This window comes from Nonomuraea sp. B19D2, assembly GCF_040137845.1.
In the GTDB taxonomy this organism is placed as follows: Bacteria; Actinomycetota; Actinomycetes; order Streptosporangiales; family Streptosporangiaceae; genus Nonomuraea.
Genome location: NZ_JBEFAK010000023.1, coordinates 150546 through 160970 on the forward strand (window position 1 = coordinate 150546; position 10425 = coordinate 160970).

General features: G+C 70.2%; 13 protein-coding genes. 7 read left to right on the forward strand and 6 right to left on the reverse strand.

What is annotated here, in order from left to right; translation table 11 throughout:
- Nucleotide 1 precedes the first annotated feature (1 nt).
- The 4 genes from ABN273_RS35025 to ABN273_RS35040 form a co-directional block, all read right to left on the reverse strand.
- Nucleotides 2-808: a transglutaminase family protein gene (locus ABN273_RS35025; RefSeq protein WP_349453389.1), complete on the reverse strand. Its 807-nt coding sequence runs from the start codon at nucleotides 806-808 to the stop codon at nucleotides 2-4.
- Nucleotides 793-1683 carry an alpha-E domain-containing protein gene (locus tag ABN273_RS35030; RefSeq protein ID WP_349453390.1) on the reverse strand — a complete coding sequence of 297 codons (891 nt, stop codon included), beginning with the start codon at nucleotides 1681-1683 and terminating at the stop codon, nucleotides 793-795. The genes ABN273_RS35025 and ABN273_RS35030 overlap by 16 nt, the downstream gene beginning before the upstream one ends.
- Nucleotides 1684-1702: 19 nt before the next feature.
- On the reverse strand, nucleotides 1703-3220 hold the full coding sequence (locus ABN273_RS35035; RefSeq protein ID WP_349453391.1) for a circularly permuted type 2 ATP-grasp protein: 1518 nt from the start codon (nucleotides 3218-3220) through the stop codon (nucleotides 1703-1705).
- Between the two features lie 68 nt (nucleotides 3221-3288).
- The gene (locus ABN273_RS35040) at nucleotides 3289-4209 is read right to left on the reverse strand and encodes a MerR family transcriptional regulator (RefSeq protein ID WP_349453392.1); all 921 of its coding nucleotides are present in this window, start codon (nucleotides 4207-4209) and stop codon (nucleotides 3289-3291) included.
- A gap of 196 nt (nucleotides 4210-4405) precedes the next feature.
- Between ABN273_RS35040 and ABN273_RS35045 the strand changes: the two genes are divergently transcribed.
- The 7 genes from ABN273_RS35045 to ABN273_RS35075 all read left to right on the forward strand — a co-directional run bounded on the left by ABN273_RS35045 (nucleotide 4406) and on the right by ABN273_RS35075 (nucleotide 9638).
- Nucleotides 4406-5038, forward strand: a complete 633-nt coding sequence (locus ABN273_RS35045) for an HAD family hydrolase (protein WP_349453393.1) — start codon at nucleotides 4406-4408, stop codon at nucleotides 5036-5038.
- Nucleotides 5039-5109: 71 nt separating this feature from the next.
- Nucleotides 5110-6288 carry a helix-turn-helix domain-containing protein gene (locus tag ABN273_RS35050; RefSeq protein WP_349453394.1) on the forward strand — a complete coding sequence of 393 codons (1179 nt, stop codon included), beginning with the start codon at nucleotides 5110-5112 and terminating at the stop codon, nucleotides 6286-6288.
- Between the two features lie 91 nt (nucleotides 6289-6379).
- Nucleotides 6380-6643 carry a hypothetical protein gene (locus ABN273_RS35055; RefSeq protein ID WP_349453395.1) on the forward strand — a complete coding sequence of 88 codons (264 nt, stop codon included), beginning with the start codon at nucleotides 6380-6382 and terminating at the stop codon, nucleotides 6641-6643.
- Nucleotides 6636-6944: a hypothetical protein gene (locus tag ABN273_RS35060; protein WP_349453396.1), complete on the forward strand. Its 309-nt coding sequence runs from the start codon at nucleotides 6636-6638 to the stop codon at nucleotides 6942-6944. Before ABN273_RS35055 ends, ABN273_RS35060 begins: the two co-directional genes overlap by 8 nt.
- Complete coding sequence (locus ABN273_RS35065) at nucleotides 6941-7159, forward strand: hypothetical protein (RefSeq protein WP_349453397.1); 219 nt, start codon at nucleotides 6941-6943, stop codon at nucleotides 7157-7159. The genes ABN273_RS35060 and ABN273_RS35065 overlap by 4 nt, the downstream gene beginning before the upstream one ends.
- A 386-nt stretch (nucleotides 7160-7545) precedes the next feature.
- On the forward strand, nucleotides 7546-8478 hold the full coding sequence (locus ABN273_RS35070; protein WP_349453398.1) for a radical SAM/SPASM domain-containing protein: 933 nt from the start codon (nucleotides 7546-7548) through the stop codon (nucleotides 8476-8478).
- A gap of 2 nt (nucleotides 8479-8480) precedes the next feature.
- Nucleotides 8481-9638 (forward strand): methyltransferase domain-containing protein, encoded by a 1158-nt coding sequence (locus ABN273_RS35075; RefSeq protein WP_349453399.1) that lies wholly within the window; start codon nucleotides 8481-8483, stop codon nucleotides 9636-9638.
- 130 nt (nucleotides 9639-9768) lie between these two features.
- Here ABN273_RS35075 and ABN273_RS35080 read toward each other — a convergent pair whose 3' ends face one another.
- Nucleotides 9769-9939: a hypothetical protein gene (locus ABN273_RS35080; RefSeq protein WP_349453400.1), complete on the reverse strand. Its 171-nt coding sequence runs from the start codon at nucleotides 9937-9939 to the stop codon at nucleotides 9769-9771.
- 214 nt (nucleotides 9940-10153) lie between these two features.
- Nucleotides 10154-10425 (reverse strand): LysR substrate-binding domain-containing protein (locus tag ABN273_RS35085; RefSeq protein WP_349453401.1); only part of this gene is annotated, 272 nt, incomplete at its 5' end.

Genomic DNA, 10425 nt, shown 5'->3' on the forward strand with positions numbered 1-10425 from the left:
CCTACAGGCGGGTGACGGTCACCGTGATCTCCTGGTGGCTCTCCGGCGGCCCCTGGTAGACGCCCTTGAGCGGCGGCACGTCCGAATAGTCCCGTCCCCTGGCCACCACCACGTGCGCCTCGCCGACGAGCGACCGGTTGGTGGGGTCGAGCGGCAGCCATTCCCCCGCCCAGTACTCCACCCACGCGTGGCTCTGCCCCTCTACCGGCTCCCCGATCTCGGCGCTGGGCCGCGGGTGCAGGTAGCCGGAGACGTAGCGGGCGGGCAGCCCGGCCGCGCGCAGCAGCGCGGCGGTCAGGTGCGCCATGTCCTGGCAGACGCCCTGCCCCAGGTCCCACGCCTCCTGCGCGGAGGTGCGCACGCCGGTCGAACCCGGCATGTACGCCACCCGCGCAGCCACCACCTCGCAGATCGCCTCAGCGCTCTCGTGCGGATCGCGACCGAACGCCTGCGTCTTGGCCAGCTCCACCAGTTCCTCGTTCACGGCCGTCATCGGGGTACGACGAAGCAGCTCGTACATCGAGGGATCCGGCTCCGTCACGGCCATCCGGGGCCGGCGCGGACCGGACGTCTCCACCCTGCTGACCGCCTCGATGGTCAGCGACCGGTGCGGCTCCGTCACGTCGAACGACGAGACCGTTGTCCCCCAGTAGTCCTCGTACGTGTGGACCGTAGTGGCGGGCCTGACGACGACGCGGCTGGACAGGACGTTGTGCGCGGGCGTCATCCGTACCTCGTTGTAGGACGAATGCGCCTCCCCGTCGTACTCCATCCGCGTCACGTGGGAGACCCTCAAGCGCCAACCCATGCCATTGCCTCCCTGTGCTGGAAGAACCGCTTCGTGATCGCCTCTCCGGCCGCCGCGCACGCCTCCTGGAGGGTGCCGAGGAGCTCGGGCAGCCTGTCGCGCAGCTCGTTCACGTCGGCGTACTCGAGCCCGGCGCGCACCCGCCCGATCGCCGCCTGCGCCGAGTCGGCCACGCCAGCCCTGGCCGTGTCGGGGGTCAGGGCCCGCAGGCACTTCTCGGCGGTCAGCAGCGAGTAGACGACTGAGCGCGGGAACAGCCGGTCGAGCAGCAGGAACTCCAGCACCTCGCCGTCCCTCGCCCCGTGTGTCCTGGTGAACGACTCGTCTGCTCCGCTGGCCTGCAGCAGCAGCCGCCAGTCGCTGTTCAGGTGGACGGCGAGCAGCCTCGTGGTCATGTCCACACGCTCCAGGCTGCGGCCGAGCACGATGAACCGCCAGCAGTCGTCCCTGCTCATGGACGTGTCCGCGAGCCCGAAGAACAGCGCGGCCCGCTCACGTACGAACGACAGGTAAGCGTGCGGCGGCTGCGATTCCAGCGCGGACAGGTGGTGCCAGGTGACGTTCAGGCACTCCCACACCTCGCTGGCCAGCACCTCGCGCACGCCTCTCGCGCTGTCCCTGGCCGACTGGATGGAGGCAGCGATCGAGGCCGGCTCGTCCAGGTCGTAGGCCAGGCGCCGGATCACGGCGGGCGCGCTGACGGAGGCGATCGGGCTCAGGCCGAGGACCGCGAAGATGGAGCGGCAGGTCTCGGGCTCGTCAAGCATGCGGTGCACGGACACATCGAGGAGCCTGGCGGTGTCGTCGGCGCGCTCGACGTACCTTCCGATCCAGTAGAGGGTCTCGGCGATCCGGCTCAGGAGCGGTCGTGTCACGGCATAGCCTCCCAAGAAGTCACTGCTCGTCCTCCCATGCGGCCGTGCGGCTCGGGCTCCACTGCGCGGCGGGCGGCGCGACGGCGGCGGGCATGGCCGCGGCGGGGGTCTCGCCGAGCACCCAGGTGTCCTTGGACCCGCCTCCCCTGCTGGAGTTGACCACCAGCTCCCCTTCCGGCAGCGCCACCCGGGTCAGCCCGCCGGGCAACAGCCACACGTCCTCGCCGTCGTTCACGGCGAACGGCCGCAGGTCGATGTGGCGCGGCACGGGCCACTCGCCGATCAGGGTGGGTGAGGTGGACAGCAGCACCGGCCGCTGGGCGATCCACCCGCGCGGGTTGTCGCGTACGGCCCGCCGCACCACCGCCAGCTGCTCGTCCGTGGCGACGGGCCCGATCACGATGCCCTTGCCGCCGGCCCCGTCCACGGGCTTCAACACCAGCTCGCCGGCGCGGGCCAGCACGTCGTCCCGTACGTCGGGATCGTCCAGCCGGTACGTCTCCACGTTCGGCAGCAGCGGCGACTCGCCCAGGTAGTAGCCGATCAGGTCGGGCACGTACGTGTAGACGAGCTTGTCGTCGGCCACCCCGTTGCCCACGCCGTTGGCGATCGTGACGTTGCCCAGGCGGGCGGCGTTCACCAGTCCGGGGCAGCCGAGCACGGAGTCGCCGCGGAAGTGCAGCGGGTCGAGGTAGTCGTCGTCGACCCTGCGGTAGACGACGTGGACGGGACGGCGGCCGTACGTGGTGACCATGTAGAGGCGGTTGCCCTCGCAGACCAGGTCGCGGCCCTCGACCAGTTCCACCCCCATGAGGCGGGCCAGCAGCGCGTGCTCGAAATAGGCGGCGTTGTAGACGCCGGGCGTGAGCAGGACCACGGTGGGATCGGACACCTCGGCGGGGGCGGCGGCGCGTAACGCGGCCAGCAGCCTGGCCGGGTACTCCTCGACCGGACGCACGAACTGCTCCGAGAACAGCGTCGGCAGCGTGCGCGTCATGGCGAGCCGGTTCTCCAGCACGTAGCTGACACCGCTCGGCGTGCGGACGTTGTCCTCCAGCACGTGCAGCGCGCCGCGCTCGTCGCGGATCAGGTCGGTGCCGCCTACGTGCACGCGGACGCCGTTCGGCGGGCGCCAGCCGTGCGCCTCCCGGTGGTAGTGAGGGCTGGAGTGCAGCAGCCGCCAGGGAACCACGCCGTCGTGGAAGACCTGGCGCCTGCCGTACACGTCGTCCAGGAACGCCTCCAGCGCGCGGATCCGCTGGCGCACGCCGCGTGTCACGAGGTCCCATTCGGCGGCGTCGATGATCCGCGGGACCAGGTCGAGCGGGAAGGGCCGCTCGACGCCTGCGTAGTCGAAGGTGACGCCCCGGTCGGTGAACATCCTGGCGAGCTGGTCTGCCCTGGACCGCAGCTCGCGCGCCCCCAGCGGCTGGAGGGCGGCGAAGAGCGCCTGGTACTGGGGACGGGGGACGCCCGCCCGCACGAACATCTCGTCCCACGCTTCGGCCATGACGTATTTGTCGAAGATGTCCGCCATGTCCGGAGATTAGGAAATTTTTGTTTCGGCCGATCGCGTCGCATGTTACGGATAGCGGTCGGGGCGGCTCAGTGGCCGGTACGGAGCCAGCGTTCGAGGGAGTCGGTCAGCCACAGGTGCGTCGAGCCCAGCGTGGCCACCTCACCGCTGACCTCCCCCACGAGCCGCCAGTACCGCCGCATCCGCGGATCCCGGTCGGGCGCCACGTTCGCCAGCAGCTCCCGCCGGAACTCCGGGGTGTCGCCCCTCCCCCGCACCGAGGCGTGCGCCGCCACGAACCGGTCGAGCTCCGGGCCCACCCGGGGCGGCTCGCCCGCCCGCACCATGGGCCCGACCATGGTGCACGCCTCGGCGATCCCGAACATCAGCTCGTTCTCGTCGGCGATCATCTCGACGTTGACCCGCCCCCTGTCCAGCAGGCCGCGCAGCAGGGACCGGTCACCGACCAGTGTGACCAGCTCGGCGTACGCGACCACCTGCGGCGGCGTCGGATCGAGGGGCGGCTGGGGCACGGCCATGGCGACGAACCCGGCGAACATCTCCTCCGCCACCGGCGCCACCATCGTGCGCCGCCAGAACTCGATCAGCGCGTCGCGGGCCGCGCACCCGTCCTCCACGGCCGCCAGCAGGTCCAGCCGGGCGGCCCGCTCGGCGGGGCTCGCCTCCTCGACCGCCCGCAGCGAGGCGCGCCGCCACGCGAGGTCGGCGAGCCGCACGTCGAGCGCCGCCCGCTCGGCCGCGACGGCCTCGGCCATGGAACGCTCGCCGTTGAGCACGGCGGTGATGGCGGGCAGGCCGAGCCCGAGCCCGCGCAGCCGCCTGACCAGGCCGAGCCGCTCCACGGCCGACCGGCCGAACCTGCGGTGCCCGCCCACGCTGCGCACCGACTCGATGATGCCCTCGTCGCAGTAGAAGCGGATGGTCCGCACCGGAACGCCGGTCAGCGCCGCCAGGTCTCCGATCCCGAGCGTCGCCTCACGCAACGGCACTCGAACCTCCACTGGAACTGGATGTCTCAATGACACCAATGCCTTAGTTGGCCAGAAGGGCCCTTCCATATGTACATGATCCCCGCCCTCGGCGAGAGCTCGGCGCGCACCCGCCCCGGCCCTATGGACAGTCCAGGCGCTCCCAGACGTCAAGTCTGGCCGTGCGGCCCGCTGGGCCTGACCATAGGCTCGGTCCGTGCTGACCTTCGCCTTCGACGTCGGAGAAACCATCGTCCGCGACGACCGCTACTGGAACTCGTGGGCGGATTGGCTCGAAATCCCCCGCCACACCCTCTCCGCCCTCGTGGGCGCCGTCGTCGCCCAGGGCAGAGACAACGCCGACGCGCTCCGCCTGCTCCACCCCGGCATCGACCTGGACGCCGAGTACGCTGCACGCGAGGCCGCCGGCCGTGGAGAGCGCATCGAGGAGGCCGACCTCTACCCGGACGTCCGCCCGGCGCTGATAGCGCTCCGAGCGGCCGGCCACCGCCTCCTGATCGCCGGGAACCAGACGGGCCAGTCCGCCGAACTGCTACGAGCGCTCGACCTTCCGGTCGATGGGATCGCCACGTCGGGCGAGTGGGGCGTGGCCAAGCCAGACCCGGCGTTCTTCGCCCGGCTCGTCGAGTTCGCCGAGACCCCGCCGGACCGGATCGTGTACGTCGGCGACCACCCGGCCAACGACATCGGCCCCGCCAAGGCTGCGGGCCTGCGAGCCGCGCACATCCGCCGCGGCCCATGGGGACACCTATGGGCCGATGAACCGGCTGCCGCGGTGGCCGACTGGCGGATAACCAGCCTGACCGAGCTCGCCGACCTCAGCAGGTAGCCCGAACCTCTGGGCAGAGCTGTCACCAGCTCGCTACAGTCCGAGATGAACGCCTCGCACTGGAGCTCCCGATGACTTCAGCCCCCCACGGCGGAATAGGCCGGCGCATCGCTTACCACCGGAGCGTCGCCCGCCTCACCCAGCAACAGCTGGCTGACGCGGCGACCATCCACGTGGGCACCCTGCGGAAGATCGAGCGTGGGGCACGCGGCGCGGGCGACGGCATCCTGGAGTCGATCGCAGCCGCGCTCGGCATCGACCCGTCCTTGCTGCTGGCCGACTGGGAGCAGGCCAGCTCCCGCATCCGGGCTGCGCTCCCTGCCCTGTCGGCGGCGATCGCCGCCTACGACCTGCCCGACGATGGACCGGTACGCCCGCTGCCGGAACTGCGCACGGCAGTCGCCCAGGCGACCGCCTGGCGGCTCGGCTCGCAGTACGTGCGGATCGTCGGCCACGTCCCGCAGCTGCTCGCCGAGCTGTTCCGCGCCGTGCAGGCCGCCCCCGAACGCGACCCCGACGTGGCCCGGCTCGTCGCGTCCGCGCTGCGCAGCGCCGATGCCGTCGCCTTCAAATTCGGCGCACACGACCTTTCGGCCAGGTTCATCGAGCTGATGCGCTGGGCGTGCGCGGCAGCCGACGATCCCATCCTGGACAGCGCCGTCGCCTACACCCGCACAGAGACGTTCTTCGCCGCGCACGCTCACGAGCGCGGCCTGCGCGCGCTGGAAATCGCCATCGACGCCGCCCCACCGCCCGGCGACGTGCCCGCAACGGCAGCACGCGGCGCCCTCCACATGCGCGCGGCCGTCATCGCCGGCCGGGCTGGAGACGTCGACGCCGCTAACACGCACCTCGCCGAGGCGCGCCGCCTGGGCGACCAGGTGCCCGAGGCCATCTACGCGGGTACGGCGTTCGGGCCGTCCTCCGTGCGGATCCACGAGGTGTCTGTCGCGGTCAGTCTGGGAAGCGAGCACGTGCACCGCGCCCTGGAGGTGGCCCAGGAGTGGGCGCCGCCGTCAGAACTCCCCGCCGAACGACGGTCCGGGTTCTACATCGAGCTCGCCCGCGCCCAACTCTGGTCGGGCCTGCCGGACGACGCGTTCGAATCGCTCAAGGTCGCGAGGAAGGTCGCGCCTCAGCACACGCGCGACCACCGCTGGGTCCGCGAGGATGCTGCTACGCTCCGCAGGCTGAAGCGCGCCGACACCGAGAGCCTCACCAACTTCGCCGAGTGGTGTCACGCCACCTGATACCGAGGTGACCCACACTGGGTCACTTACGCCAGTCCGAGGATCCCAGTATCTGACTGTCAAGACGACAGTCACAGATGGGATCGGTCCCATGTCGAAGGCAGCGCCACAGGTCGCCGCGCCGGTCATCGTGCGAGACACGATCAGCATCGCGCGCCTGCACAGGCTCGCCTGGATCGACTGCGGCACGGTCAACAAGCAGCTGCGCCCCGTCGGGAGCATCTCCCATCGAGGCCACCTCTGGCCGGCCGTCGCCTGCGCCATCCATGCCCACTGGTATGCGCCCCTGGACCATGCGACTTCACCGCCGGTTCAGGGACTTGATCAGGAAACGAGGTTCCTGACCCATGACTGACCATATCGCCGAGCGGGCGGTCGGCCCAATGAGACCGGCGAACCCCGACGGCAGCTTCTACTCCTGGGGAGCGCTCGATCGCCGCGGGCGCGGTGCGGGCGGTGTCACCGCCGCGCCTCATCGCGCCACCGAACTGCTCGGTGTCGCAGTCTACTCCCTTGCACCCGGGGCGACCGGCTTCGTACGTCTGGTGCGTCTCGACCAGCAAGCGTGGCCCGCCGCATACCTCTACGGAAAGGTCCTCCTGCGCGTCCGCCGCACCACCACAGGGGAAGTCGTTCTCGCGAGGGGCGAGTCATGACCGAGGTCGGGCTCAATCCAGCGCAGGCCTCGACGCAGAGCGTGTGTGTGTTCTGTAGCGCTGCGATCGTGAAAGCCAAGTACGGCGGCATGGTGCCCACGGAGCACTGGGACGCGGTCGAACCTGAGCCTGGCGTGCTCTTCGCGATGGAGTGCCCGAGCAGACCACTGTCAGGCATGAGTAGCGGCTCGTTCGGCAACCACCAGCCCCGATAGCTTCCCGTTCCGCCGCCTGCGAATGGTTGCGGACCGGGGTCAAGCGGGCGTGGCGGTGCTCCCCTTCGACCGGTCCCGCCGCCGCGCCCCTAGGCCCCGCCCTTCCGGGTGGGCGGGGCCAACAACCACCCAGCAAGGAGGAACCGCGCGCTCACCACAGAAGACGCGCTCTCCCTATTTGGGCTGATCGCCATCGCCGCCAGCGCCAAGCCCATCGTCGATCGCATGGTCCTCATCGCCGAGGGAGACCCGGCTCGCATGTGCACTGCCTGCCAGACACGCCGCCGCTCATACCCGCTCTTGGCCGCGGCGCTCATGCCCCGCTGCGCCATTCCTAACTGCTCCGCGCACACCCTCACCCCGCAGAGTCGGAAAGGACCTCGCTCATGACCCTCGCACCCCCCGGACCGCAGATCGGCTTCCTCTGGCTGGAGGTCACCGGCCGCTGCCAGCTCGAATGTGTCCACTGTTACGCCGACTCCGGCCCCAAAGGGACGCACGGCAATATGAGCTACCTGGACTGGCTCGGCGTGGTCGATCAGGCGGCGGATCTCGGCGTGCGCCTGGTGCAAATGATCGGCGGCGAACCGACACTGTGGCCGGGCCTGCCCGGACTCGTCACGGGCGCTCTCTCCCGCGGACTGGAGGTAGAGGTGTACTCGAACCTCGTGCACATCACCCCGGCGATGTGGGACCTGTTCACCATGTCCGGCGTCCGGCTGGCCACCTCCTACTACACCGACGACCCTGCCCAGCACCGGCAGATCACCGGCCGCCCGACCCTGCCGCACACCCGCGCTAACATCGCGAGGGCCGTCGAGGCGGGCATCCCGCTCCGGGTCGGCCTGATCGACCTTGGCGTCGGCCAGCGCGTCACCCAGGCCCAGGCGGAGCTCGCCGAGCTCGGTGTCACCAATGTCGGCATCGATCGAATGCGGCTCCTCGGCCGGCCCGCCCGCCGCGCCTGCGACGCCTCCGAGCTGTGCGGCCAGTGCGGGGACGGGGTCGCCGCGATCCTGCCGGACGGCAGCGTCACACCGTGTCCGCTGGGGCGCTGGCTGTCCGCCGGAAACATCATCCAGACCCCGCTTGCCGAGCTCGCGCGCCGCGTACACCGCATTGCCGACCGCCACATCATTCCCGCCCTACCGCATGCGTGCCGACCGCCATGTCAGCCGCAATGCACTCCCGGCTGCGACCCGGACGTCAATCAGCCTGGCGGAGGGGACGGATGCACGCCGAAACTGAAATGCAGGCCGAACGAACCGGCCAAGGATCCCTGCGCCCCCGAGTTCAAGTGCAAGCCGAAAGAAAAGTGATCATGCCTGCCAACACACATGAGGAGCGTGTGATCGCCCTCCTCGGCTATCTCACAGCAGCGGGCGTGCTCGACCCCGCCGACCGCGACAGCCAGTTCTGGCTCAAGGCGATCGACGAGGTGCCCCGCCACCTGTTCGTCCCTGCCCGCGCGTGGACGCAGCCCCAGGACGACCGGCCTGACGACCTGATCGACCAGGCCGTCTCCCCCGATGACTGGTGGGAGGCCGCCTACTCGAACACGGCAATCATCACGCAGAGAGCAGATGGCCGCGCCGACGTCTCCGACAGGAGAGCGCCGTTCAGCTCGTCGATCTCGGCGCCGCACGTGGTCTTCGAGTTCCTGCGCATGCTCAAGCTGGAGTCTCATCACCGCGTGCTGGAGATCGGCACCGGCACCGGATGGACTGCGGCCATGCTGGCCTGGCGGCTCGGCGACGACCAGGTCACCACGATCGACGTGGACGCCGCCGTCGCCGAGACCGCCGCCGAGAACCTCAAAGCCGCCGGCTTCTCACCGACGCACCTGGTGGGCGATGGAGCGCTCGGCGCCCCGGATGGAGCTCCCTATGACCGGGTGCACGTCACGTGCGGCGTGCGCGACATCCCATACGCATGGGTCGAGCAGACCTGGCCCGGCGGCTCAATCGTCATGCCGTACATGCCGCCACACGGCGGATGGGGCGAGCGGCTGCGTCTGGACGTCCTCGACGACGGGACCGCCATCGGCACCTTCCATGGCGGCTGCCGCTACATGATGATGCGGTCTCAGCGTATGGGGGCCTGGCCGCCGTACGGGGACCCAGGTCGCAAGAGCACCACCCAGCTCGACCTGCGCGGCCCCTGGACAGCGATCCACCATGGGTTCGGGCTCCACCTCGCCGCCTACGCGCCAGACGTCACCATCACCACCGCGGGATGGGAGGAGCAGGAGGACACCAGCTCGGCATGGGTCATGCGCCTGCGGGACGTTGGGGGCGGCGCGTGGGCGCTCATCACCGCGCGACCAGGCGAGGACGTCCAGGTATCCCAGGGCGGCGACCGCGACCTATGGGACGCGGTGGCGGGTTCCTACATGGAATGGCTGCGAGCCGGACGGCCAGGGCCAGACACGTACCGGATGCTCGTCACGCCTGCAGGCCAGTCGGTATGGCTGCCTTAGGGCCTGTTCTGAGTTCGGATCTTTGGCCGGTACTGCATGCTGCGGATTCACAAGATGGCACCGCCCGTGGAGACCGATGAGGTGACGTTCTGGCGGTTGTCGGAGCGGAAGGCTGGATCCACGCCAAGCTCTAATTTCGCACAGGGCGGGTGTAGGCGGGGTGGCGAGCGATGGTGCCGAGCTGCTGCGGCGTCGCGTTGCCGGTCAGGGCCTGTACGAGCCGGTCTCGTACGGCGCTCAGCTCCGCGATCCGCTCGGGTTCGTGAGGACCAGCAGGGCCCTGACCAGCGACGTCGCCCATTTCGGGGCGGTGCGCCTTACCGGGCACGCACCAGTTCTTCAGGTGGGCGAAACCGTGCTCGACCGGGGCGCGGACCGCGGCCGGCGAAACCCCACCGAGACCCAGAGCAGGCGGCCCCTCTCGCCGGTGAGTGCGATCACGAGCAGGCCATGGCATTTGCTCTTGCCGGAGTAGTTCTTCTGGTTCGCTGTTCCGGTGCGCCGCCGGGTGCGGATCAGCGAGCCGGGATCCGCTCCAGCTCGGACAACGAGGCGTGCAGCAGCAGGTCGCGTAGTGCCGTGGCGGTGTCCGACGGCTCGGTGGAGGTGAGGACGACCTGGTCGGCGGTGGTCGAAGGGCCGGTGAGGGGGATGATGCGCAGGCCGGGTGGGTGGTGGTCGAGTGCGGATTCGACGGTGATGCCGATGCCCGTTCCCGCGGCGACATGAGCGGCGATGGTGTGCACGCTGTCGGCGGTTCTGATGATGCGCAGGTCGGCTCCGCCGA